Origin of the sequence: Micromonospora sp. NPDC050397 (assembly GCF_044901685.1) — a bacterium.
In the GTDB taxonomy this organism is placed as follows: domain Bacteria; phylum Actinomycetota; class Actinomycetes; order Mycobacteriales; family Micromonosporaceae; genus Micromonospora_G.
Genome location: NZ_JBJDPS010000008.1, coordinates 194058 through 216798, shown reverse-complemented (window position 1 = coordinate 216798; position 22741 = coordinate 194058). Strand labels below are relative to the sequence as shown.

Sequence of the window (22741 nt, the reverse complement as noted above, 5' to 3'; positions counted from 1 at the left end):
CACCCGGTGGTCGGCTGGACGCGGGGGCGCGCCGTCAGGGGGTGAAGGTGGGGATTGCCGAGCGGCGGAGCAGGCGTACGGCGATGATGCCCGCGACGATCAGGGTGAGCGCGACCGCGAACAGGATCCGTGCCGGGGTGCCGGTGACCGGGAGTCCACCGGCGACGTACCGGAAGGCGGCCGATGCCGAGGTGCCCGCGGGTGTGGTCACGGTGATGGCGCTGCTTCCCGCCGCGCACGGCGGGGTGGTGAAGGTCAGGGATAGCCCGTCCGGGGCGACCGTCACCGAGCCGGCCACGATGACCCGGCCACAGCTTGTCACGGTCGTCTGACCGGGGACGAAGCCACTGCCGTCGACCCTCACGGTCGTGCCACCCGAGGTGGGGCCCCGGTCGGGGTCGACCGTGCTGATGCTCGGGGCGGCGAGCAGGTAGCGGAATCCGGCCGGCACGGTCGCGTCAGGTCCGGGCAGTTCCACCACGACGTCGACCGGGCCGACCGGCCCCGGCGGGGTCGTGACGCTCAGGGTCGCCTCGGCGCCACTGGGCGCCTGGGCACCGCCGGTCGAGAGGGCGGTTCCGGTCGAAAGGTCGGTTCCGGGGATGCCGCCGAAGGTCACCCCGGTGGCGCGGTCGAGGCCGGTGCCGCTGATCGTCACCCTGGTCCCGCCCGTGCTCGGTCCCTGGTCCGGGCTGACGCCGGTGGCCGTCGGCGGGACGTAGGTGAATTCAGGGGCGGTGGCGGTGCCGGCCGGGAAGACCAATCTGACCGGAACCGGCCCGGGTTCGTGGGTCGGCGTGACCACGGTGATCCGGGTGCCGGCGGGGTTGAGCGTGAAGTCGGTGCCGGGGAGACCGTCGAAGGTCACCCCGGTCGCGCCCTCGAAACGGTAGCCGTTGATCACGACCAGTGTGCCACCGGCGGTTGGCCCGGAGGTCGGGACGATGTTGCGGGCCTGGGCGCGGCTCCCGTCGTACTGGTACGTGTACGTCACCGGAGCCGAGGTCCCGCCGCGCGTCTCCACCCGTACCTCGACCGGTCCCGGGTCTCCGGGCGGGGTGAGCGCGGTCAGCGACGACCGGTCGGGCGCGACGGTCACGTCCTGCGCCAACCGGCCACCGAAGCTGACCCTGGTGTCCCCGGGCGCGAAGTTCTCACCGGTGATGGTCACCCGCTGCTCGCCCGCGACGGTTCCGGCGTCCGGGACGATCGCGGTGACCACCGGCGGGGGTACCTCCTCCGAGCAGGAGGCGCCACCGAAGTTTAGGAAGCCAACATCCTGCGCGAACGGCCTCCCGTCGAACTGGAGACCGGTCATACGCAGGTCGCCGTCGATCGGGAAAGCGGCAGTGTGCGCGCTGCCGGTGGTGTGGCTCCTCCGCACGGTGAGGTGCACCTGCGCGTTGAACACCGGGAAGGCGTCGACGGGGCTGCTGCGGGTAACCGCCGGGCCGTTTGGCACCAACTCGACCGGCTCGCCGAAGAGCCTCAGGTTGGTCAGTGTCGTTTCGGTTGTCGGCGTGCCGAAGGTCGGACAACGTACCGTGCTGGTCATGCGTTCGGCGGTGATCGCGGTGACGTCGAAGAGGGTGAGCGAGAAGCCCTCTACCTCGACCGACGCGGTGAGCAGGCCAGGTTCCCGGGTGACGGTGGCCCGTCGGACCAACCCTCCACCGCCGACGTTCTCCGAGCCGAGGCCAAAGATCTCGTCGACCACGACGGTCGAACCGGGCGTGTCGGGTGCGCTGTACTCGACGTAGTTCCTGCCCTGGAGCAAGGTGACGTCGAGGGTGGACGCGTAAAGCTCGGTGTCCGCCACGGTGACGCTCGCGCCACCCGGCGAGGCGTGGGCGGGGGCCGCCGGGGTCAGGGTGGTCGCGGCGGTCACCGCCACCGCCAGTCCGGCCGCTACCGTCGTACGCCAAATTGGACGCATCGTTACCCCGCCTCGGATCCGGCCAGCGCCCCTCCCGAAGGACGAAAAGGACCACTAGCACCCGATTCGAGTAACGACTACATTCAACCCCGGATACTTCGCCACCACCCCCAGTCTGTTGATTATGAGGTTGTCGCAGGTTCGATCTTCAGTGGGTGCGACAACCTCATGATCAACAGCGTCAGGGGTGTTTGAGGTGGGTGACGAAGGTGTGCCAGGCGGTGGGAGCGAAGGCGAGGGTGCCACCGGTACGGTCCTTGGTGTCCCGGACCAGCACTCGGCCGGGCAGATTGTCCGCCACCTCGATACAGGCGCCGTTGTTCGAGCCGCTGCGGGTGCTGGTGCGCCAGCGCGCACCGGTCAGATCCATGTCTCGGCCACCTCCGTGAGCTTGTCGATCGACTGTTGGGGCGTCGGCGCCTCACCCAGTATCGCCTCCCACGCGTCGCGCAGCTCTGCCATTTCGGGCTCCCGGGCCGCCACCTGCCCCTTCAACTGGTTGTCCAGATAGGCGACCTCCTCCCCGTTGGTCAGCCGGGCGATGATGAATGGCCCGTTGAGTCCGGCGTAGGCACCCGCGCTCGCCGGCACCACGTGCAACCGGACCCGAGGATGGTCGACCGCCACCCCGGCCAGGTGCAGCAACTGTCCGCGCATCACCTTCGGCCCGCCGACCGACCGGCGCAGCGCCGCCTCGTCCAACACCGCCACCAGCAGGGACAGGTGCTCACCGTCCAGAACCCGCTGCCGCTCCAACCGATCCGCGATCCGGCGCTCCGCCTCCTCCTGGCTGATCCGTCGGTTACTCGCGAACACCGCTCGCACGTACTCCTCGGTCTGCAACAGGCCGGGGACCCAGGACTGTTCGTACCAGCGGAGCATGGTCGCGTCGCTCTCCATGGAAGCTCGCTCGCGTACCCAGGGTGGGATCTCGTCCAGCCCGGACAGTTCCAGCCACATCCGCTCGAAGAGCCCGCCGGTCCCACGTGCCCGGTCGACCGCGCGGAGGTATTCGAGCGTCGGCGGACGGCTTCCCGTCTCCACCGAGCCGACGTGCGAGCCGGAGAAGTTGCACCGCTGGCCGAACTCCTCCTGCGTCTCCTGCGCCGCGATCCGCGCTCGGCGCAGTTCGCGTACGACAAACGCCGCGACCGTCACGTTCATGTGTCGTCCAGTCCCCTCGATCGAGTCGTGCTGGCCAGCCATCAAGCCTAGGCAGGTCCGACAGCGCAAGGTGACCCCGCGACTCCTCATCGCTGCTCAATTTCGCCCCGTGGATGCTCGACCGGCCCGGGTGCCACGGTCCGTCGGCCTCGTGCCGCATGCTGTGCGGGTGCCGGAGACGACCATGAGCAGCGGAAGTGGGCGACTGGCCCGGGGCGGTGGACCGGCGCACCGGTTCTACAGCATCGTTGTCTTCGTGGTGCTCGCCTCGCTGGACAACGTGGCGATCGGGCTGGTGCCGCCGCTCTACCGGCCGATCAGCGACACGCTGCACGTCAACACCTCGGCGATCGGGCTGGTCACCGCCGTCAGCTTCCTGGTCAGCGCGGTCGCGGCGGTCGGCTGGGCGTACTTCGGCGACCGGACCAACCGCAAACCGCTCCTGATGATCGGCACCCTGCTCTGGGCGGTCGGTACGGCCGGCAGCGCCGCCGCCGGCAACTACCCGTCGTGGCTCGGCGGCCTCGGCGGCTATCCCGCGTTCTTCGCCGCGCAGGCGGTGGCGGCGATCGGCCTCGGCGCGGTCGGTTCGGTCGGCTTCTCGGTGGTGACCGATTTGATCTCGCCCCGCCGTCGGGGACTGGTGATGAGCTTCTGGGGCCTCTCCCAGGGCGTCGGCACGCTCGCCGGGACGCTGCTCGGCGGCATCCTCGGCTCGACCGACTGGCGACGGCCGTTCCTGGTGCTCAGCGCCGCCGGGCTGGTCGCCACGGTCGCCTACCTCTTCACGTACGACATCCGGCGGGGGCAGAGCGAGCCCGAACTCGCGGGGGCGCTCGCCACCGGCCACGAGTACGACTACCGGATCAGCCGCGCCGACCTGCCACTGATCCTGGACCGCCGGACGAACCGTTGGCTGATCCTCCAGGGCCTGACCGCGCAGGCGGCCTTCGGCTCGCTGGTCTGGCTGCCGGTGCTCTTCCAGGAACGGGCCGAGGACCAGGGCATCTCCACCGCCACCGCGATCATCGTGGGCAGCGTCTTCGCCACCCTGTTCCAACTCGGCGGGGTGCTCTCGATCGTCGGTGGACTCGTCGGCGACGCGCTGCAACGACGTACGCCTCGGGGTCGGGCGTTGGTCGCGGCCGTCGGCATCCTCGCGGCCGTGCCGTTCTACCTGGTCCTGTTCTTCGTGCCGATCCGGATCGACGTGCCGGACGGCGCCGGTGCCGGCGCGGTGATCACGGCCGTTCTCGGCAGTGTGCTGACCGAGCCGACGGTCGGGTTCAGCCTGCTCACCGCGCTGGTCGCGCTCGCGCTGACCTCGGCGAACTCGCCGAACTGGTTCGCGCTGATCGCCGACGTCAACCCGCCCGAACACCGGGGCACGGTCTACAGTCTCGGCAACCTGGTCAACGGGGTCGGCCGCGCGGCCGGCAACGGACTGGTCGGGATCGCCTTCCAGGGGCTGCGGTCGGCCTTCCCGCCACCGCTGAACTTCGCCGTCGGGCTGGCCGCGTTCCAGCTCTTCTTCATCCCGACCGGGATCATGTACTGGCTCGCCTCGCGTACGTCCCCGCGCGACATCGAGAACGTGCACGTCCTCCTGCACGACCGCGCCGACCGCTCCCGCGCCGCCGACGTGTAAGGAAGGGCCCCTTATTAACGCATAGCGTTAATAAGGGGCCCTTCCTTACACCTCAGGTGCGGTACCAGAGGGTGGTGTCGGGGAGGATCCGGTTGTTGTCGTCGAGCGGGGCGCTGGAGACGAGTACGGTGGCGCCGGCCGGCAGCGGTACGGGAGCCGGGCCGAAGTTGGTCAGCACGGTCAGCTCCCCGTTGTCGAAGATGATCACGTCGTCCGGGCTGGTCAGCCAGTAGACGCTGCCCCGGCCGAGGCCGTGCTCCCGGCGCAGCCGCAGGGCGGTGCGGTACAGCTCGTACGTCGAACCGGTCACCCCGCGCTGGAGGTCCAGCGCGTACTCGGCGTAGACGGCGGGTTGGGGCAGCCAGCTCCGGTCGCCCGGACCGAAGCCGTACGACGGCGAGTCTGTCTCCCACGGGATCGGCACCCGGCAACCGTCCCGTCCCCGACGGGTGTGACCACTGCGTTCCCAGGTCGGGTCCTGCCGGGCCTCGTCCGGCATCGTGGTGTGCTCGGGCAGGCCGAGTTCCTCACCCTGGTACAGGTAGGCGGAACCGGGCAGGGCGAGCATCAGCAGGGTGGCCGCCCGAGCCCGGCGCAACCCGAGCACCCCGTCCGGCTGCGGATCGTCGGCGCCGATCCCGTTCGGCCGGGTCTGACCGACCGGCAGGCCGAGCCGGGACGCGTGCCGGATCACGTCGTGGTTGGAGAGCACCCACGTCGTCGGGGCGCCCACCGTCGCGCTCGCCTCCAGGGAGCGGGTGATGACCGCGTACTGGGCGGGTGCGGTCCAGGCCGCCTCCAGGTACTCGAAGTTGAACGCCTGGTGCATCTCGTCCGGTCGGACGTACGCGGCCAGCCGCTCGGCCGGCTGCACCCACGCCTCGGCGACCATGATGCGCTCACCCGGGTAGCTGTCGAGCACCTGCCGCCAGTCGCGGTAGATGTCGTGCACCCCGTCCTGGTCCCACATCGGCGGGCGCGGACGGTCGGTGCCCTCACCGGAGAGCGGTTCCGGCGGGTAGCTCCAGTCCGCGAGATCGGCCTGCTTCACCAGGCCGTGTGCGACGTCGACCCGGAAGCCGTCGACGCCCCGGTCGAGCCAGAACCGGAGAATGTCCAGGAACTCCGCGCGCACCTCGGGCCGGTCCCAGTTCAGGTCGGGCTGGCCGGGGTCGAACAGGTGCAGGTACCACTGGCCGGGTCGACCGTCGGCGTCCTTCGTACGGGTCCAGGCGGGTCCGCCGAACACGCTCTGCCAGTCGTTCGGCGGCTCCTCGCCGCCCGCGCCCCGACCGTCCCGGAAGATGTAGCGCTGCCGCTGGACGCTGCCCGGCTCGGCGGCCAGGGCCTCGGCGAACCAGGGATGGGCGGCGGAGGTGTGGTTGGGCACCAGGTCGACGATGACCCGCAGCCCGCGCGCGTGTGCCTCGGTGATCAGTTTGTCGGCGTCGGACAGCCGCCCGAAGAGCGGGTCCACACCCCGGTAGTCGGCCACGTCGTACCCGGCGTCGGCCTGTGGGGAGGGGTAGAACGGGGAGAGCCAGATCGCGTCCGCCCCGAGTTCGACCAGGTGGTCCAGACGGCCGGTGATGCCGGGCAGGTCACCGATCCCGTCACCGTCGAGGTCGGCGAAGGAGCGAGGATAGATCTGGTAGATGACCGCCTCCCGCCACCACGGCGTGGGTTCGGACTGGTCGGTCGAGGAGGGCACGGACTGCGGCGTCCCGGTGGTCGAGGCGTGCGTCTGCTGGCTGTTCAGGGCGTACTCCCGTGGGTGTCGGACATGGTGGGACTCGGACGGCCGGCCGGTGGTCGACGTGGTCCGGAGGTCGGGCGTTCTGACTCAGTCTGCCGGTGTTCCGGCCGACCCGCCCGGCTCGGCCGGACCGACGCGCGGACCGGCCGGCGATGTGCGAACCGGCGATGTGCGAAGGCGCGGATCATCAGGCGGTGGGGGCGCGCGGACCGGCCGGCGGTGGAGGGCGCGCGGACCGGCCGGCGGTGGTGTCAGGACGACGGTGGGTCATCCGGTCCGGGGTGGGCCGGTCGACTCGCGGACCACCAGCCGGGTGGGCAGCACGATCGACGTCGTGGCGGTCGGCCGGGCACGATTTTCGAGAGGGTCGAGGAGCAGGCCGGCGGCGAGCCGCCCGTGGCTGGCGGCGGGCTGGGCAACGGTGGTCAGCCCGACGGCCGAGGCGAGGTCGTGGTCGTCCAGACCGATGACGCTGACGTCCTGCGGCACCCGGAGTCCGGCCGACCGGAGGGCGGACATCGCGCCCATCGCCATCTCGTCGCAGGCGGCGAAGATCGCGGTCGGCGGTTCGCCCCGGCTGAGCAGTTCACCGGTGGCCCAACTGCCGCCGTCCACGGTGAACTCGGCCTCCACGTCCAGGCGCGGGTCGGGGGTCCGGCCGGCGGCGAGCAACGCCTGCCGGTAGCCGTGCCGCCGGTCGAGGTGGGTGGTGAAGGAGAGTTCGGCGGAGGCGTCGCCGGCCAGGTGGGCGATCCGGTGGTGGCCCAGCGACAGCAGGTGCTCGGTGGCGGCTCGGGCCGCGCCGACGTCGTCGATCCGTACGCTCGGCCACCCCGGTACGGCGGCGCCGGAGCTCACCGTCACCCCCGGCAGCCGGAGCTGGGCGACCGTGGCCACCTCGGCCGGGGCGAGCGGGGTGGCCACCAGCATCAGCGCGTCGGCGCGTTTGTGCAGGTTGGTGGTGCGGAGCAACTGCCGCCGGTTGCTCTCCCGGTCGCCCAGGTTGTAGAGGAGCAGGTCGTACCCGGCCTCGCGCAGCGTCTCCTCGGCGGCGTCGACCACGGTGCCGAAGAACCAGCGGGTGATCTGTGGCACCACCACCGCGACCGCGCCGGTCCGCCCGCCGGCCAGTCGGGAGGCGCTGGGCGAGGCGGTGTAGCCGAGTTGCTCGGCGGCGGCGAGCACGCGGGCGCGGGTCGCCTCCGACACCGTCGGCAACCCGCGCAGCGCGCGGGAGACCGTGGCGGTGGAGACCCGCGCCAGCCGTGCGACGTCGTCGATCTTGGTCACGGTGTTACCTGCTCCGCTCGGTCAGGCCGCCGGTCCGCGGCCCCGCAACCTCCGCCGGGCGCCGGGCTCAGCCCTTGACGCTGCCGGCGAGCAGGCCGCGGACGAAGTAGCGCTGGAGGGAGAGGAAGACGATCAACGGTACGACGATCGAGACAAACGCGCCCGAGGTGAGTCGTTGCCACTCGCTGCCCCGGGTGCCGGCCATCTCCGCCAGGCGTACCGTCATCGGTGCTGTCTCGTCCCCGCCACCGGCGAAGATCAGTGCCACCAGCAGGTCGTTCCAGACCCAGAGGAACTGGAAGATGCCGAAGGCGGCGATCGCCGGGGTGATCAGCGGCAGCACGATCGTCCGGAAGATCTTCGGGTGGGTGGCGCCGTCCACCCGGGCCGCCTCCATCAGGTCCCGTGGCAACTGCGAGACGAAGTTGTGCAGCAGGAAGATGGCCAGCGGCAGGGCGAAGCAGGTGTGCGCGAACCAGACCTGCACGAACCGCTGCTCGTCGTCGAGGTCCCAGGGCGGCATCAGCGTCACCCCGCCGACGTTCACCCCCTGGGAGAAGAAGCTGAGCAGCGGCACCAGCGCCATCTGCAACGGCACGATCTGGAGCGCGAAGATGCCGATGTAGATCCAGTCCCGGCCCTTGAAGTTGACCCAGGCCAGCGCGTACGCGGCCAGTGCCGCGAACGCCAGCGGGAAGAGCACCGACGGAATGGTGATCACGACGGAGTTCACGAAGTAGCTGGCGAGCTGGCCCGAGGAGGACGAGCGGCCGAAGAGCACCTGCTGGTAGTTGTCCAGCGTGAACTGCGGGTCGGTGAAGAAGGTCCACCAGCCGGTGGTCTTGATCTGGTCCTCGGGGCGGAACGAGGAGATGAACAGGCCGAAGGTGGGCAGGGTCCAGACCACCGCGATGACGATCGAGACCACGGTCGCGGTCCGGCTGTTCAGCCGCTTGCGGATCCGGCCGCCACGGGTGGTGGGCTGGTCGGTCGCGGTGGCGGGGGTGCCGGCGCGTACCGGAACGGCGGTGGCCATGTCATACCTCCCGCTGCTTGCGCAGGTTGCGGATCTGGTAGATCACGATCGGGATCACCAGGACGAAGAGGAAGACCGCGAGCGCCGAGCCCTGTCCGGTCTCGCCGTAGCGGAACGCCTGGTTGTACATCTCGCTGGCGATCACGTTGGTGTCGAAGTTGCCGTTTGTCGCGGTCCGTACGATGTCGAAGACCTTGAGTGTCCCGATCGAGATGGTCACCACGACCACGATCAACGCCGGTCGGATGCTCGGGAGCGTGACCTGCCAGAACATCTGCCACGGGGTGACCCCGTCGAGCCGGGCGGCCTCCACGATGTCGCCGGGGATCGCCTTGATCGCGGCGGAGAGCACCACCATGGCAAAACCGGCCTGGATCCAGATCAGGATCACGATCAGCAGCAGGGTGTTCAGCGGCGGCTCCTGCAACCACTGGCGGGGTTCGCCGCCGAGCCAGACCACGACCTGGTTGAGCAGACCGATCTGCTCCTGCCCCTCGCCCCGGTAGGCGTAGACGAAGCGCCAGATGATGCTGGCGCCGACGAACGAGATGGCCATCGGCAGGAAGATCAGCGACTTGGCGATCGCCTCGAACCGGGCCTTGTCCACCATCACCGCGTAGAGCAGTCCGGTCGTGGTGGCCAGCAGCGGCACCAGGATCACCCAGATCCCGGTGTTGACCAGCACCCGGACGATCTCGTCCTGGCTGAACAACCAACCGTAGTTGCGCAGCCCGACCCAGTTCTCGCTGCCACCGTCCATGAAGGAGAGCACCAGCGTCCGGATGGCCGGGACCACCAGGCCGACCAGGAGCAGGAGCACCGTGGGCAGCAGGAAGAAGAGGCCGAACAGCCCCTCGGTCCGGTTGACCCGTCGGGACCGGGCGCGCGGCGCGGCCGGCGACCCTCCGCCGGCCGCGACCGCGACCAGCCGGGCCTCACGTCGGCGGGCGAACCAGTTCGGTACGACGTCGAGCAGGAGCAGCAGTCCGCCGACCACGACGACGAACGCCACCAGCCCGTACAACAGCATGACGAGCTTCGGTGACTCGTCCGCGAAGTCGAAGTTCATCCGCCCTCCCCGGGGCCGCTAGACGAACCGGTGGTCCGGTCCGGGGTACGCCGGACCGGACCACCGGGGAACTCATTTCGGCCAGGTGCTCTCGATCTGGGAGAGCGTGGCGGCGGTGTCCTTACCGTTGATCCACTCGATCATGCCCTTCCAGAACGTGCCCGCGCCGACGGCGGCCGGCATCAGGTCCGAACCGTCGAACCGGAAGACGGTGTTCGGGTCCTGGAGGATCTGTACGGAGAGCTTGTCGATCGGGTTCGGCACGTTGTTGACGTCCAGGCCCTTGTTCGCCGAGACGTTGTTACCCAGCTTGGCCCGGGTGTTGGCGTACTCGGCGGAAGCCAGGTAGGTCTGCACCTTCTGCACCTCGGGCCGGTCGGCGAAGGCGACGACAAACTCGCCGCCACCCAGCACCGGCTTGCCCTTGGTCGGGTCCATCGCGGGGAAGTAGAAGGCGTAGACGTCGCCGTCCTCGGCCACCCTGGTCCCCTGGGGCCAGTTGTTCGCGTAGAACGACGCCTGCCGGTGCAGCGCGCACTTGCCCTGGAGGATCGGCAGGCCGCCCTCCTGGAACGAGGTGGCCGCGATGCTCTTGACGTCGCCGTAGCCGCCGTTGACGTACTTGGGGTTCTTCAGGATCTTGCCGGCCTCGTCCAGGGCGTTCGCCACCCGGGGGTCGTTGAACGCGATGCCGTGCGTGGTCCACTGGTCGTAGACCTCGGGCGTGACCGTACGCAGCATCAGGTCTTCGATCCAGTCGGTCGCCGGCCAGCCGGTGGCGTCACCGGACTCGATCCCGGCGCACCAGGGCTTCTCGCCGGTCGCGGCGATCTTCTCGCTCAGGGCGAGCAGGTCGGCCCAGGTGGTCGGGACGGTCCAGCCCTTCTCCTTGAAGGTCTTCGGCGAATACCACACGAAGGACTTCACGTTGGAGCCGAGCGGGGCGCCGTAGAAGGTGCCCTTGACGGTCGAGTACTTCAACCAGTCCGGCGGGAAGTTCTTCTCGGCCAGGGTCTTGGTCTCGGCCGACGCGGCCTTGAGCTTGCCGGCGTCGGCGAACCGGGTCAGCAGGCCGGGCTGGGGGATGAAGCTGATGTCCGGCGCGTCGCCGCCGTCCACCCGGACTTGGAGCTGCGCCTCGAACTCGCCGCTGCCCTCGTAGTCGATCTCGATGCCGGTGCACTTCTCGAACTGCGACCAGGACTCCTGCAGGACGTCCGCCTCGGCGTCGCGGATGGACGCGTAGATGCTGACCTTCTCGCCGTCGCTGCCCTGGTATGCCTCGTAGGCGGCGCACTCCGGGGAGTCCGCGTTGCTGTTCGTGTCGCCGCCACTCGAAGAGCAGGCGGTGGCGCTGAAGGTCAGTGCGAGCGCGCTGACGATCACGAGGGCCTGGCGTGGTCTGGTGAAGACCGCCATGCCGTCCTCCTTCCTTCGCCGGCGCGTCGGGTCAGCCCCGTCGCCGGCCCCGATGGGCGTGCCCATATGTAAGCGCTTGCAGGTACGGCCGTCCAGACTTGCGGCGGCACGAGCCCGTAACGATTCGGAAACCTGCTCGTTTACCGGCCGCCGCTCCGACGTGCGGCGCGACAAACGCCCCCGTTCCACATGGTGGATCTTGCGGGATCGACGAATCGACGGATGCAAACTCGTGGTCATCGGCGGACATTGATCCGGCATGTGGGGATTTCGGCCGGGCACACGACACCGGGGCCGTCGTTCCGGGTCCTTCGTCGGGGAGGACAAAGACTCGGAACGACGACCCCGGCGGGTCGGGGGAAGAGGTGTTTCGACAGGAGGGAGGGGAGGGAGGGATCTTCGGGGGGGAGGGGTCAGGAGGGGATCGGACGGGGGAACGGGGGATCGAGCGTCAATTGAAGATGCTGACCCCACCCGGGCCGACCAGCAGCCCGATGACGATGAGGACGATGCCCCAGAGGAGTTGCCGCCGGAACAGTGCGAGCACGCCGGAGACCACCAGTACGACTGCGAGAATCCAAAGAATCAGGTCCATGACCGGTCAATACCCGACCCGATTTCCGCGGAAACCTTCGCCCGATCGGCCTGCTCTGAGAGGTGGAACACGCTGTACGCCTGCTTGATCACCGGGTGCGCCACGTTCCGTACGCGTACGCCGCCCGGGGTGGTGCCGCGCTCGGTGCCGTGGTGTGCGTGGCCGTGGATCGCCAGCGCGGTCGGCGCCGAGTCGATCGCCTCGCCGAGCAGGTACGAGCCGAGGAACGGGTAGATCTCCAGCGGCTCACCGGCGAGCGTGTCCGGCACCGGGGCGTAGTGGGTCAGTGCCACCCGTACGTCGGCGTCCAGCTCCCGCAGCGCGGTGCCGAGCCGGTCCGCCACCGCACTGGTGGTACGGATGAACGCCTTCATCTCCGGCTCGCCGAACTCGCTGGCACAGCGGCCGGCGAAACCACCGCCGAACCCCTTCGCCCCGGCGATGCCGAGCCGGTGCTCGCCGCAGCGCAGCACCACCCCGGTCCCCTCCAGCACGGTGATGCCCGCGTCCTGGAGCACCCGCACCACGGACGGCACCTCGTCACAGTGGTGGTCGTGGTTGCCGAGCACCGCCACCACCGGTACGTCCAGGCCGCCGAACTCGGTGGCCACGCAGCGCGCCTCGGACTCCGAGCCGTGCCGGGTCAGGTCGCCCGCGAGCAACAGCACGTCGGCGTACTCGGCGATCTGGTCGAGGGCCGGACGGAAGCGCCCCACCACGTCCTGGTCGAGATGTACGTCGCCGACGGCGGCGATCCGGATCACCATGTCGCCTCCCTCACGGCAGTTCCTCCACCTCGGTGGGGGCCTGCGCCCGGATGAGTCCGATGTCGACCTTCAACGGCAGGTCCGGGTACGCCTCGGCCACCCGGCGCAGGATCTCCTCCCGCCGCTGCGGGCTCTCCACCTCGCCGTACAGGACCAGCGACTGGTCCCGGCGGTCCACCGTGATGCCCTGCTCGGCGATGTCGGGGTTCTCGGTCAACAACCGCTGTACGGCCGCCTCCAGGTAGTCGTCGGGTCGCTCCACGGCGACCCGTCGGGGTGGTTCGGTCATGCCAGCACCTCCTTCTCGGCCCGGTCGGCCTCGGTCCGGGCCGCCTCGGTCGGGGCGGGTGCCCCGGCGGTCGCGTCCGGCACCACGTCCAGCCGGTTCAGCAGGATCAGGAACGCCTCCGCGTACGGCGAGTGGCCGGTCTCCTCGCGTACCCGGTCCCAGTCGATCTGCTCGCGCAGTGACCTGGCCAACGGCAGCCCACGGGCGAAGTCGCAGTAGTGCTGGGAGAAGCTGAGCAGCTTGTGCACCATCAGCCGGGTCGCGGTGAGCACCGGCATGTGGATGGCGTCGACCGGCCGGATCACCGTGTCGGCGAGGGTGTCGTCGGTGACCGGGGTTTCGATCGGCCGGTGGATGAGGTCGACCAGGCGGCCGTCGTCGTAGACCTTGACCAGCCAGTCCTCCGGCGGGCGCTCGGCCACGAAGCCCTCGCCCACCAGGGCCGCCAGGGCTCGTTCGGTGTCCTCCTCGCGGAGCAGGAAGTCGACGTCGTGGTCGCTCGAATGGCCTCCGTGGGCGTAGACCGCGAAGCTTCCGCCCAGGGCGAAGGGGATCTCGGACTGCTTGAGGACGGCGGCGACCCGCTTGAGGGTGTGCAGCAGACCCTCGTCCCCGCGGTGATCCATGACATCTCCCGTGGTGGTCGGTGGCGGGCATGTGGTCGGTTGGGTGCTGATTCGCCGGTACCCGGCACCCTGCTCGTTCACACCTCGGTTGGGTTTCGACTCCACGAATCCCCCTGGCTTCCGATTCCGTCATTATCGGGTAAAAGCGGCATCCTTTTTCCGAAAATAAGGGTCATACCATTACAAGAAGCATCGAGGGGTGCGAGCGCCCGGTACCGTTGCTGAGCGTGGCCCCATCTGCGCAGGATCGGCACGTTGAAACGGTCGGCAGGGGGCGACTCCGCGTCGTCGCACTTGTCGGCATCGATGGCTCAGGCAAGACCACCCAGGGACACCGACTCGCCGCCGCGCTCAACCGGGCCGGTGTGGCATCCACCTACTACCGCAATGCCGGCGGCCGGCGCTGGTTCGGCCGGGCGGCCCGGCGGCTCGGTCGGCCGGACGCCCAGCGGCTGCTCGGCCGCACCGGACTGCTGCTCGCCGAATCCGTGCTCCGCTGGCTGGCGATCGCCCGCGCGCTGGTCCGGTCCGTCATCCGCCGCCGGCTCGCGGTGATGGACCGCTACGCGGTCGACCAGTACGCCAGCATCCAGGTGCACAGCGGCGGGCGCCGTCTGGAACGACTGGCCCGGTTCTTCTACCGTCCCTTTCCCGAACCCGAGGTCACCTTCCTGCTCTCGGTCGACCCGGCCGAGGCGTACCGCAGGATCGGCATCCGGGGGACCGACCACGAGAGCATGGAGTACCTGAACGCGGCGGACGCCGCGTACCGGTCGCTGCCGGAACACGGAACCTTCGTGGTGATCGACGCCAACCGCACCCCCGAGGAGGTCACCGCGCAGATCGCGGTCTACCTACGCCCGTGGCTAACCCCGGAGCCACCCGCCGCGCCGACCACCCGCCGACCCGAGCCGGCGCCGACCGGCCCGCCCGAGCCGGCACCGCCCTCGACACCGGCACCCCCGCCACCGATGGTGCTGAGCCGGAGCGCGCGTTCCCGGTGGTGACCCGGGGCGGTTCAGCACCGACCGGTGGCCGGGTCGGACCCGGCGGTTGGCGGTGGGCTTCGACCTGACCCTTCTGCCCTCGGCAGACGGGGGTGTCCGGGCGGCCCGAGCCGCAGCATGATCGGCCTATGCGTCTACTCGTACTCGGCGGCACCGTCTTCCTCGGCCGCGCGGTGTCCCGGCTGGCCCAGGAGGCCGGCCACGACGTCACCTGTGCCGCCCGGGGCGCCTCCGGGCGGCCGGTGACCGGGGTCAGGTTCGTCAAGGCGGACCGGGACCGTCCCGACGGTCTGTCCGCACTGGACGGTGAGCGGTTCGACGCGGTGGTCGACGTGACCCGGCGGCCGAGCCATGCCCGGCACGCCCTCGCCGCGCTCGCCGACCGGGTCGGCCACTGGTCGTACGTCTCCACCTGCTCGGTCTACGCCGACGACAGCGTCCCCGGTCAGCGGGCCGCCTCGGCCGAGGTCAAGGAACCGGCCCCGGCCGAGGTGGACAACCCGGTGGGCGAGCACGCCGACTTCTACGGCCCCTGCAAGGTCTCCTGCGAGCGCGCCGTACGCGACACGATCGGCGTCGAGCGCTCGTTCATCTGTCGGGCCGGGCTGATCGTCGGACCGGAGGACCCGAGCGACCGGTTCCCGTACTGGGTGGCCCGGCTGGCCCGGGGCGGTGAGGTGCTCGCCCCCGGGACGCCGGAGGACCCGGTCCAGTTCGTCGACGTCGACGACCTCGCGCGATGGCTGCTGTACGCGGCCGAGACCGGGCTCGCCGGCACCTTCGACGGGATGAGCGCCCCGATGCCCCGTGGCCGTTTCCTGGCCGAGGTGGCCGCCGGGGTGGGGCGGGCCGATCCCGACCTGACCTGGGTCGAGCAGGACTTCCTCGTCGAGCGGGACGTACGGCCGTGGACCGGCGAACGGTCCCTGCCACTCTGGCTGCCGTCACCCGAGTACGCCGGCTTCCTCAGCCGGGACGTGACGGACTCGCTCGCCGCCGGGCTGCGTACCCGGCCGCCCGCGGAGACCGCCGCCCGTACGCTCGACTGGCTTCGGGCGTATCCGGACCAGGTCAAGGCCGGTGGGCTGGAGCCCGCGCAGGAGGCCGAGGTGCTGCGGGAGTGGGCCGCCGCCCGCCGGCCCTGAGAACGCGCCCGCCCCGAACAACTCGGTGTCGGGGAATTGGTTGACGCCCACCGATGTGGTCAGTAATTTTCGCTGGTGGCGAAGAGTGCGATGGTTTCCGCAGGTCATGCACCCGGTGCGCTGATCGCCCGGATCAGTGGTCTGCTGCCGTCCCTGTCGCCGTCCGAGCAGCGGGTGGCACGCTTCGTGCTGACCGATCCGGCCGGAGCCGCCCGCCGTACGATCACCGACCTCGCCACCGCCGCCGAGACCTCGGAGGCGACCGTCGTCCGGTTCTGTCGCTCGGCCGGCCTGTCGGGTTATCCCCAGCTACGGATCCGGCTGGCCGCCGAGGCGGCCAGCCGGATCGAACCGCCGGACGGGCGGGTGCTGGCCGGTGACATCCCACCCGGCGCCGAGATGTCCCAGATCATCGCGACCGTCGGCTTCCACGACGCCGGTGCGGTCGCCGAGACCGCCGCCCAGCTCGACCCGGTGGTCTGCGATCGGGTGGTCACGGCCCTGCACGGCGCCGGCCGGATCGAGATCCACGGTGCCGGTGCCAGCGGGTTGGTCGCGGCGGACTTCCAACGCAAGCTGCACCGGATCGGCCGCCTCGCCTTCTGCTTCGCGGACGGGCGGAGCGCGCTGGCGTCGGCCGCTCTGCTCCGGCGCGGCGACGTCGCGGTCGGGATCTCCCACACCGGCGTCGGCGCCGACGCGATCGGGGTGCTGGCCGTGGCCAGGGGCCGGGGAGCCACCACCGTCGCGCTGACCAACTTTCCCAGGGCGGCCATCGCGGCGGTGGCCGATCTAGTGCTGACCACGGCGGCCCGCGAGACCACCTACCGAACCGGGGCGATGGCCAGCCGGCTGGCCCAGCTCACCGTGGTCGACTGTCTCTTCATCGGCGTGGCCAGCCGCAATCGGGCCAGGGCGGGACGGGCGCTGGCGGCTGTCGCCGAGGCCCTTCCGCCGTCCGCCGCCGGCCCTCGTTGATCAAGGGGACTTTGCCGGCCGGTCGGATTGTTCACCCGGGACAGGGGTATTCCCGGACCGTGGTGAACCGATCAGGGTGCCGGCGCGTGTAGTCGTAGTGACGAGGATCGCAGGTCAACGGTGATGCGGATCGCTGCGCGTCGTTATGTCGCGGTGTTGCCATTTACCGGGCCAAACGGCTGCGCCACCGATCCGCCTATCCGTGCGGAAACGGGCTTTGTGCGGCTGGAAGGGCCTCCTGACAGCAAACTTCGATCGTGCTCACAGGAACTACTCAGGCATTCGTGACACTTTCGACCCACGAGATGGAATCCCCAACGCGTCTCAACTGTTGTGTAGGTGTCAGCGCCACAGGGCACAGCAGTGGTTACGGGGGAGGGCTGATGAACGTGGGGATGGCAGGTAACCGGGCAACCGGGGCAGACGAGGGGACCGTGAGCGACGTGGAGAAGAGCATCGTGATGCGTACCGACGAGGTCGCCGAGGAGCGCGACCTGGTTGGCGTCTACCTGCACGAGATCTCGCGCACACCGCTGCTCGACGCGGCCAAGGAGGTGGACCTCTCGAAGTCGATCGAGGCGGGCCTCTACGCGGAGCACCTCCTCGACGAGGAACGGGTTCCGGTCGGCGTCAGTCGCGAGGAGCTCGAGCGCCTGGTGGTCGAGGGGGAGCGGGCAAAGGATCTGTTCATCCGGGCGAACCTGCGGCTGGTGGTTTCGATCGCCCGTCGCTACGTACGCTCCGGGATGCCCATGCTCGACCTGATCCAGGAGGGCAACACCGGCCTGGTCCGGGCCGTGGAGAAGTTCGACTACGAGCGGGGATACAAGTTCTCGACGTACGCCACCTGGTGGATCCGTCAGGCGATCAGCCGGGCGATCGCCCAGCAGGAGCGGACCGTACGGCTTCCCGTGCACCTGGTCGAGGACGTCAACCGGATGCGTAACGTGGCCCGGCAGCTCACCCGTGAGCTGGGCTCCGACCCCGAGCCGGAGCAGATCGCGGCGGCCCTGGGCGTCACGGTGGAGCGGGTGCACGAGCTGGTGCGCTGGTCGCAGGACACGGTGTCGCTGGACACCCCGGTCGGCGACGACGGCGACACCAACCTCGGTGACCTGGTCGCCGACAGCGACGCCCCGTCGCCGGAGGAGATCGTGCTGACCGCACTGGAGCGGCAGCGGATCGAAGGACTACTCAACCACCTCGACGACCGTTCGGCCGGCATCATGCGGGCCCGTTACGGGCTGGAGGACGGACGCGAGCACTCGCTCACCGAGGTCGCCTCGCGCTTCTCGCTCTCCCGGGAGCGGATCCGTCAGCTCGAGATCCAGGCGCTCGGCCGGCTCCGCGAGCTGGCCCGCGCCGAGGGCCTGCAAGCCGCCTGACCCGAACGACAGAAACTCCGGCCGGTGCTCCCCACAGGGGACACCGGCCGGACCTGTCCCCACCCCCACCCCACCCTCCCCACCGGGCCCCGGCCCCGGGCGGGGGTGAGAGGGGTGGGCGGGGGTCAGTCGCGCAGGGTGGCGATGGTGTCGGCCAGGGAGCGGCCGGGATGGGCGGCGCAGGACTCGGTGACGGCGGTGAGGCCGAGCGGGGTGTCCAGCTCGGGCAGCCCTCGGGCCAGGGCGATCGCCCGGAGTGCGGCGGCGCGGTCCTCCTTCGGCGCCTGGCGGAACTCCGCGCAGGTGGACTGGCTGGTCAGGCCGCCGCTGTCGTCGAGGTTCCCGAGGATGTTCCGGGCGACCAGGCAGACCACCGCCACCACGACGACCAGGATGCCGAGGCCGACGAGGAGCGTACGCCGGGAGAGTCGCGGTGCCGGGGCGGATCCGACCGGTGCGGTGGTCCCGGAGTCGGCCGAACCTCCGGTGACCCGCCCGCCCAGCGGCAGCGGCACGGCTGAACCGGCGGTGCCGTCCGGGAGCTGGCTGGTCGTCGCGCCGGCCGGTACGGCGGCCACGGCGGCCGTGAGCGCGGCGGCGTACGCGGGATCGTCGCGTACGGCGGTGGCGAGCAGGCGACGTACCAGGGAGTCGTTCCGGGGTTGCCGGACAAAGTCGGCGAACGCCTCCGCCTCACCGATGGCACGCAGTCGGGCGGCGACGAGGTCGTAGAGCGGACGGGCGGCGGGATCCACACCCGGTTCCTGGGTGGTGCCAACCGCTGGCAGGTACGGCGTCAGGCGTTCGAGCGCCGTACCCGCCAGCGGGTCGGTGGTCTCGGGTGAGGTCACCCGGGCAGGTTAGCCGACCCGGCCGAAGCCCTGCGGGGTCATCATGTCCACGCTGGCGAGCGTCACGCTCTCGCCGACCTGCGGCGCGTGGATCACCTTGCCGCTGCCGACGTAGAGCGCGACGTGGGACAGGTTGTTGTAGAAGACCAGGTCGCCGGCTTGGAGCTGGCTCCGGCTGATCGGTGTCGTCCGATCCCGCTGCATCTCGGCGTTGTGCGGCAACGACTGGCCGGCCGCCCGCCAGGCCGCTGAGGTGAGCCCGGAGCAGTCGTACCCGTTCGGGCCGTCGGCCGCGAAGACGTACGGCTTGCCGATCGCGTTGTAGGCGAACGTCACCGCCTTGCCGGCGTCGCCGTCGATGGCCGGGATCTTGCCGGTGTACTTGCTGCCGGCGTTGCTGGCCGTGCCGTACACCTTGCGGCGTGTCTCGTTGAGCTTGCTGATCTCGCCCTCGATCTTTTTCTTGCCCGCCTCAAGCTCCTTGGCCTGCGCGGTCTGCTTCGCCAGCGTCGCGTCGACCCGTGCCTTCTGGTCGATGTACTGCTGCTGCGAGGCGGTCAGATCGGCGAGCCGCTGCTCCCGGTCGCGGGCCAGGTAGTCGAGCGTGCCGAGCCGGTCGAGCAGGCTTTCCGCGCCGTCGTCGCCGAGCAGCGCGTCCGCCGTACGTAGGTTGCCCTGCTTGTACGCCTTGGTGGCCAGAGCGGTCACCTCGGCGCGGCTCTGCGTGGCCTGTTGTTCCAACGGGCCGAGTTTGACCGCGAGTTGAGCAGCCGTGGCTTTGGTGACCTTGATCTGCTCGTTGAGCTTGTTGTACGACTCGATGACCTTCTCGAGCTCGCTGGAGGATTTGTTGATCTGTTGCGTCAGCTCGGCGGCGGATGGTTCCGCCTGGGCGACCGTGGCGGGCGCGATCAGCCCGACCGCCAGACCCGTCAGGACGAGCGAGCGCAACAGGATCCGCGCGGATGGCAAGAGTGCGGAGCCCCTTCCGTTCTGCCGCCGGTCGATGCCGCGACCCCCGTCGTCGCGGCCCCGTTCCGGTGCCCCGGAGCAGGGTCGAGCCGGTGTAGCCGCTCGGTCGCGCGATGTGCGCGCCCTGGTCGGTGAAGTCCAGCCTGGCGGTCGCCCCCGCCGCGAGGCGGTTGGCGTCCGCTGTGGAGCGGCTCCGGGCTGCGACTGCGGAGTGTCACCGCTAGGTCGCGCTCGGCCGGTGCGATTCGGCGGCGCCGGGCCGGCGTCACCCAGGGGGATGACTGACCACCGAACCAGCGGAAACCAACCTAGTCCCCGGTGGGGTGTCGGCAACAGTGGGGGCCGCGAATTCGTTGGTCGAACCGATCGATGGATTGAATGTCTCGATCACCCATTGTGGTGAGACGTAGTCGCTTAGTGATACAGCGGGTGGGTCCGACGCTCCGACTCACCGAGTGCCCCAATGGCCGGTGTTGGCAAATGGGGTAGAGGTTGCCGGCGGGTTAAAGCACCACAAAGAAGGACATAAATCTGTCCAGGGAGCTAGCTGCCGCCTGGAAATCTGCCAGGTGGCTGAAACAAGCCTTCCTCTGCTGGCATGTCCTTCGCACAATGATTGCAGAGCCGGAATCGATTTCTGGCAACAGCGTCGTTGCAAAACGATGATCGGCACCTGGCTGCCACCAAGTGCCGATCTTTGCAAACCACTCTTCACCACTGCCACATCGCAGCCCGTTCACGAGCCGTCGGAGGCTGTCATGCATCCTACTCGCGACTCCGCGCGCCGAACAGGTACACAATCCGTCACCGGAAGGTCGGCCCGTCGCCCGGTGCCGGTCGAGTTCTACCACCGGCCCGGAGTCCGGGTCACCAGTGAGTCGTTCACCGTGGCGGGACGCCACTTTCCGGTGGTCGAGCTGACCCAGCTAAAGACCGCCCGGGGTCCGCACGACCCGCTCACCGTGCGGGTCGTGGTGGTCACCGGCGCGGTGCTGGCCGTGATCGGCATCGCGTTCGGCTACACCGGCGAGTTCTACCGGCTCAACGCCGCCACCTACCTCGCCCTGGGCGCCGCAGCGTTCCTGCCGGTGGTGCTCGCCTTTGTCGGTCACAAGCTCCGACCGCCGACGTACGAGCTCTGGGGGCGCTACCGGGGCGAGATGACGCTGTTGTTCACCAGCGACCAGGAACGCCAGTTCGGTCAGCTAACCCGGGCGCTGCGCCGCGCGCAGGAGGTCGCCCGGTACGGCGGTGTCGCCGAACCCGTGGTCACCTCCCCGCCGCCCTGGGAGCCACCCGCCCGTTGACCCTCGCCCTCGCCCTCGCCCTCGCCCTCGCCCTCGCCCTCGCCCTCGCCCTCGCCCTCGCCAATGGCGGCGACGGCGGTGACGGGGTGGTGGCTTCAGTCGAGGGTGCCGGCGATGGTGGCGATCCGGGCGAGTGAGTCGGCCGGGCTCATCGCCGCCTCTCGCAGGCCCTCGAAGGTCACCAGGTGCGAGCTGACCGACTCCGGGTGGTCCAGCACGTCCTCCAGGCCGGTGCTCTCCAGGTAGACCGCGTCGGTCTCCTCGGACCCGTCGAAGCAGACGATCACGAACTGACCGAGTGGCGTGTAGATGGTCGAGGTGAACGGCAGCACCTGCACGGTGATGTGCGGGACCTCGCCGAGCCGGACCAGGTGCAGCAACTGGTCCCGGATCACCTCCCGGCCGCCGGTCTGCCGGTGCAGCGTGGCCTCGTCGAGCACGACGTCGATGACCGGCGGGTCGGGGCGGTCGAGCACCTCGCGCTGGCGCCGTAGCCGAAGGGCCACCGACGCCTGGGCTTCGCTGGCGTCGTTGAAGTTCGGGATCACGGACCGGACCACGGCCTGGGCGAACGCCTCGGTCTGGAGCAGGCCGGGCATGCCGACCGACTGGTAGAAGCAGAGCCGCGACGCCTCCGCCTCCAGCCCGATGTAGGCGTAGTACGCCGGCGGCACGGTGTCCCGGTACTGCGACCACCAGGTGCGCTGCCGGGCCACCCGGGCGAGGTCGACCAGCTTCGCCACCTGGGTCGGATCGGTCACCTGGTAGTGGTGCAGCAACGCCTTGACGTCGTTGGTGGAGATGGAGACGTAGCCGGACTCGATCCGGATCAGCTTGGAGAGCGACCAGTCCATGGCGACGGCCACCTGCTCCTGGGTCAGGCCGGAGGCCTCCCGGGCACGGCGGATCGCCGAGCGGAGCCTGCGTCTGCCCACCGTCGGGCCAAATGCCGTGCTCATCAGCAGACTCTCTCCGTCAACGGCACACCGGCGGCTGGGCGAGGGGTCGCCGTACCGATGTGGTCAGGGTGCCACCGATGTCGTCAGGGGGTGCCACCTGGCTATCGGCTACCTGCCAGGTAGGAAAGCTATCGTGCAGGCTACACCCGGGCCGGGAGCCGACACCAGAGTTCGCAGCGGGCCGGAGTCGTACCGTGGCCCTCGGTATAACCCGGCAGTGAAACACCATAATCCGTGCATTTCCGGGCTATCCGCCCCGCTCGTCGACCGGTATCGTCTGCTCGTCGCGGCGCCTGCCGTGCAAGGTAGCGGGTGTCGAGGAGGACGCATGTCGCAGCCGGGTCCCGTCACGGGTACGTGGCGGAAGAGCACTCGTTGCGAATCGCAGAAGTGTGTCGAGGTTGCCGAGGTGGCGGCCGGTATGGCGGTGCGGAACTCGACCGACCCGCAACGACACGTCGTCTTCTCAGCCACCGCCTGGCAGGCGTTTGTCGGCACGCTGCGGGCACGGGAGTTCGACCGAAACTGAGTCGTGGTTCCAC

Annotated in this window: 23 protein-coding genes; 8 read left to right on the top strand and 15 right to left on the bottom strand. The window is 69.9% G+C overall.

Annotation, left to right across the window (positions count from 1 at the left end; genetic code table 11):
• Positions 1–34: 34 nt before the first annotated feature.
• The 3 genes from ACI2K4_RS25410 to ACI2K4_RS25400 form a co-directional block, all read right to left on the bottom strand.
• Positions 35–1936 carry an IPT/TIG domain-containing protein gene (locus ACI2K4_RS25410; protein WP_404514736.1) on the bottom strand — a complete coding sequence of 634 codons (1902 nt, stop codon included), beginning with the start codon at positions 1934–1936 and terminating at the stop codon, positions 35–37.
• Between the two features lie 181 nt (positions 1937–2117).
• On the bottom strand, positions 2118–2306 hold the full coding sequence (locus ACI2K4_RS25405) for a DUF397 domain-containing protein (protein WP_404514735.1): 189 nt from the start codon (positions 2304–2306) through the stop codon (positions 2118–2120).
• Complete coding sequence (locus tag ACI2K4_RS25400) at positions 2297–3142, bottom strand: helix-turn-helix domain-containing protein (protein ID WP_404514734.1); 846 nt, start codon at positions 3140–3142, stop codon at positions 2297–2299. The genes ACI2K4_RS25405 and ACI2K4_RS25400 overlap by 10 nt, the downstream gene beginning before the upstream one ends.
• Before the next feature lie 142 nt (positions 3143–3284).
• Here ACI2K4_RS25400 and ACI2K4_RS25395 point away from each other — a divergent pair, with 142 nt between their 5' ends.
• On the top strand, positions 3285–4748 hold the full coding sequence (locus ACI2K4_RS25395) for an MFS transporter (protein WP_404514732.1): 1464 nt from the start codon (positions 3285–3287) through the stop codon (positions 4746–4748).
• A gap of 52 nt (positions 4749–4800) precedes the next feature.
• Here ACI2K4_RS25395 and ACI2K4_RS25390 read toward each other — a convergent pair whose 3' ends face one another.
• The 9 genes from ACI2K4_RS25390 to ACI2K4_RS25350 form a co-directional block, all read right to left on the bottom strand.
• Positions 4801–6459, bottom strand: a complete 1659-nt coding sequence (locus ACI2K4_RS25390) for a glycoside hydrolase family 13 protein (protein ID WP_404514730.1) — start codon at positions 6457–6459, stop codon at positions 4801–4803.
• A gap of 312 nt (positions 6460–6771) precedes the next feature.
• On the bottom strand, positions 6772–7794 hold the full coding sequence (locus ACI2K4_RS25385) for a LacI family DNA-binding transcriptional regulator (RefSeq protein ID WP_404514729.1): 1023 nt from the start codon (positions 7792–7794) through the stop codon (positions 6772–6774).
• A gap of 67 nt (positions 7795–7861) precedes the next feature.
• Complete coding sequence (locus tag ACI2K4_RS25380) at positions 7862–8830, bottom strand: carbohydrate ABC transporter permease (protein WP_404514727.1); 969 nt, start codon at positions 8828–8830, stop codon at positions 7862–7864.
• A gap of 1 nt (position 8831) precedes the next feature.
• On the bottom strand, positions 8832–9899 hold the full coding sequence (locus tag ACI2K4_RS25375; RefSeq protein ID WP_404514725.1) for a carbohydrate ABC transporter permease: 1068 nt from the start codon (positions 9897–9899) through the stop codon (positions 8832–8834).
• A gap of 72 nt (positions 9900–9971) precedes the next feature.
• A complete protein-coding gene (locus ACI2K4_RS25370) occupies positions 9972–11318 on the bottom strand; it encodes an ABC transporter substrate-binding protein (protein ID WP_404514724.1) in 1347 nt (448 codons plus the stop codon).
• Positions 11319–11769: 451 nt separating this feature from the next.
• A complete protein-coding gene (locus tag ACI2K4_RS25365) occupies positions 11770–11913 on the bottom strand; it encodes a GPGG-motif small membrane protein (protein ID WP_404514723.1) in 144 nt (47 codons plus the stop codon).
• Positions 11904–12680, bottom strand: coding sequence for a metallophosphoesterase (locus tag ACI2K4_RS25360; protein ID WP_404514722.1), 777 nt, complete (start codon positions 12678–12680; stop codon positions 11904–11906). Before ACI2K4_RS25360 ends, ACI2K4_RS25365 begins: the two co-directional genes overlap by 10 nt.
• A 10-nt stretch (positions 12681–12690) precedes the next feature.
• Positions 12691–12969 (bottom strand): hypothetical protein, encoded by a 279-nt coding sequence (locus ACI2K4_RS25355; protein ID WP_404514721.1) that lies wholly within the window; start codon positions 12967–12969, stop codon positions 12691–12693.
• Positions 12966–13595 (bottom strand): nucleotidyltransferase family protein, encoded by a 630-nt coding sequence (locus ACI2K4_RS25350; protein WP_404514720.1) that lies wholly within the window; start codon positions 13593–13595, stop codon positions 12966–12968. The genes ACI2K4_RS25355 and ACI2K4_RS25350 overlap by 4 nt, the downstream gene beginning before the upstream one ends.
• 227 nt (positions 13596–13822) lie before the next feature.
• On the opposite strand from ACI2K4_RS25350, the gene ACI2K4_RS25345 reads away from it, so the two are divergent.
• From ACI2K4_RS25345 to ACI2K4_RS25330, 4 genes are all read left to right on the top strand, one after another.
• Positions 13823–14602 (top strand): dTMP kinase, encoded by a 780-nt coding sequence (locus tag ACI2K4_RS25345; RefSeq protein WP_404514719.1) that lies wholly within the window; start codon positions 13823–13825, stop codon positions 14600–14602.
• A gap of 128 nt (positions 14603–14730) precedes the next feature.
• Positions 14731–15747 carry an NAD-dependent epimerase/dehydratase family protein gene (locus tag ACI2K4_RS25340; protein WP_404514718.1) on the top strand — a complete coding sequence of 339 codons (1017 nt, stop codon included), beginning with the start codon at positions 14731–14733 and terminating at the stop codon, positions 15745–15747.
• 75 nt (positions 15748–15822) lie between these two features.
• Positions 15823–16725: a MurR/RpiR family transcriptional regulator gene (locus tag ACI2K4_RS25335; protein ID WP_404514717.1), complete on the top strand. Its 903-nt coding sequence runs from the start codon at positions 15823–15825 to the stop codon at positions 16723–16725.
• A 395-nt stretch (positions 16726–17120) separates the two neighbouring features.
• On the top strand, positions 17121–18110 hold the full coding sequence (locus ACI2K4_RS25330; protein WP_404514788.1) for an RNA polymerase sigma factor RpoD/SigA: 990 nt from the start codon (positions 17121–17123) through the stop codon (positions 18108–18110).
• 125 nt (positions 18111–18235) lie between these two features.
• On the opposite strand, the gene ACI2K4_RS25325 is transcribed toward ACI2K4_RS25330, so the two are convergent.
• Both ACI2K4_RS25325 and ACI2K4_RS25320 read right to left on the bottom strand, forming a co-directional pair.
• Positions 18236–18961: a hypothetical protein gene (locus ACI2K4_RS25325; RefSeq protein WP_404514716.1), complete on the bottom strand. Its 726-nt coding sequence runs from the start codon at positions 18959–18961 to the stop codon at positions 18236–18238.
• Positions 18962–18970: 9 nt separating this feature from the next.
• Entirely contained in the window at positions 18971–19933 is a 963-nt protein-coding gene (locus ACI2K4_RS25320; protein WP_404514714.1) for an NlpC/P60 family protein, read from the bottom strand.
• An 830-nt stretch (positions 19934–20763) separates the two neighbouring features.
• On the opposite strand from ACI2K4_RS25320, the gene ACI2K4_RS25315 reads away from it, so the two are divergent.
• The gene (locus ACI2K4_RS25315) at positions 20764–21240 is read left to right on the top strand and encodes a DUF6232 family protein (protein WP_404514712.1); all 477 of its coding nucleotides are present in this window, start codon (positions 20764–20766) and stop codon (positions 21238–21240) included.
• Positions 21237–21377, top strand: a complete 141-nt coding sequence (locus tag ACI2K4_RS25310) for a hypothetical protein (RefSeq protein WP_404514711.1) — start codon at positions 21237–21239, stop codon at positions 21375–21377. The genes ACI2K4_RS25315 and ACI2K4_RS25310 overlap by 4 nt, the downstream gene beginning before the upstream one ends.
• Here the strand turns inward: ACI2K4_RS25310 and ACI2K4_RS25305 are convergent.
• The gene (locus tag ACI2K4_RS25305; RefSeq protein ID WP_404514710.1) at positions 21336–22199 is read right to left on the bottom strand and encodes a helix-turn-helix transcriptional regulator; all 864 of its coding nucleotides are present in this window, start codon (positions 22197–22199) and stop codon (positions 21336–21338) included. The genes ACI2K4_RS25310 and ACI2K4_RS25305 overlap by 42 nt on opposite strands.
• On the opposite strand from ACI2K4_RS25305, the gene ACI2K4_RS25300 reads away from it, so the two are divergent.
• Positions 22093–22728, top strand: a complete 636-nt coding sequence (locus tag ACI2K4_RS25300; RefSeq protein WP_404514708.1) for a DUF397 domain-containing protein — start codon at positions 22093–22095, stop codon at positions 22726–22728. The two genes, ACI2K4_RS25305 and ACI2K4_RS25300, sit on opposite strands and share 107 nt — an antisense overlap.
• Positions 22729–22741 lie beyond the last annotated feature (13 nt).

Bases quoted from the DNA above. Each gene is read 5' to 3' on its own strand.
- ACI2K4_RS25405 (WP_404514735.1), bottom strand. From the start codon at position 2,306: ATGGATCTGACCGGTGCGCGCTGGCGCACCAGCACCCGCAGCGGCTCG.
- ACI2K4_RS25355 (WP_404514721.1), bottom strand. From the start codon at position 12,969: ATGACCGAACCACCCCGACGGGTCGCCGTGGAGCGACCCGACGACTAC.
- ACI2K4_RS25370 (WP_404514724.1), bottom strand. From the start codon at position 11,318: ATGGCGGTCTTCACCAGACCACGCCAGGCCCTCGTGATCGTCAGCGCG.
- ACI2K4_RS25300 (WP_404514708.1), top strand. From the start codon at position 22,093: ATGGCGACGGCCACCTGCTCCTGGGTCAGGCCGGAGGCCTCCCGGGCA.
- ACI2K4_RS25330 (WP_404514788.1), top strand. From the start codon at position 17,121: ATGGCAGGTAACCGGGCAACCGGGGCAGACGAGGGGACCGTGAGCGAC.
- ACI2K4_RS25305 (WP_404514710.1), bottom strand. From the start codon at position 22,199: ATGAGCACGGCATTTGGCCCGACGGTGGGCAGACGCAGGCTCCGCTCG.
- ACI2K4_RS25350 (WP_404514720.1), bottom strand. From the start codon at position 13,595: ATGGATCACCGCGGGGACGAGGGTCTGCTGCACACCCTCAAGCGGGTC.
- ACI2K4_RS25340 (WP_404514718.1), top strand. From the start codon at position 14,731: ATGCGTCTACTCGTACTCGGCGGCACCGTCTTCCTCGGCCGCGCGGTG.
- ACI2K4_RS25380 (WP_404514727.1), bottom strand. From the start codon at position 8,830: ATGGCCACCGCCGTTCCGGTACGCGCCGGCACCCCCGCCACCGCGACC.
- ACI2K4_RS25410 (WP_404514736.1), bottom strand. From the start codon at position 1,936: ATGCGTCCAATTTGGCGTACGACGGTAGCGGCCGGACTGGCGGTGGCG.
- ACI2K4_RS25360 (WP_404514722.1), bottom strand. From the start codon at position 12,680: ATGGTGATCCGGATCGCCGCCGTCGGCGACGTACATCTCGACCAGGAC.
- ACI2K4_RS25365 (WP_404514723.1), bottom strand. From the start codon at position 11,913: ATGGACCTGATTCTTTGGATTCTCGCAGTCGTACTGGTGGTCTCCGGC.
- ACI2K4_RS25400 (WP_404514734.1), bottom strand. From the start codon at position 3,142: ATGGCTGGCCAGCACGACTCGATCGAGGGGACTGGACGACACATGAAC.
- ACI2K4_RS25395 (WP_404514732.1), top strand. From the start codon at position 3,285: ATGAGCAGCGGAAGTGGGCGACTGGCCCGGGGCGGTGGACCGGCGCAC.
- ACI2K4_RS25375 (WP_404514725.1), bottom strand. From the start codon at position 9,899: ATGAACTTCGACTTCGCGGACGAGTCACCGAAGCTCGTCATGCTGTTG.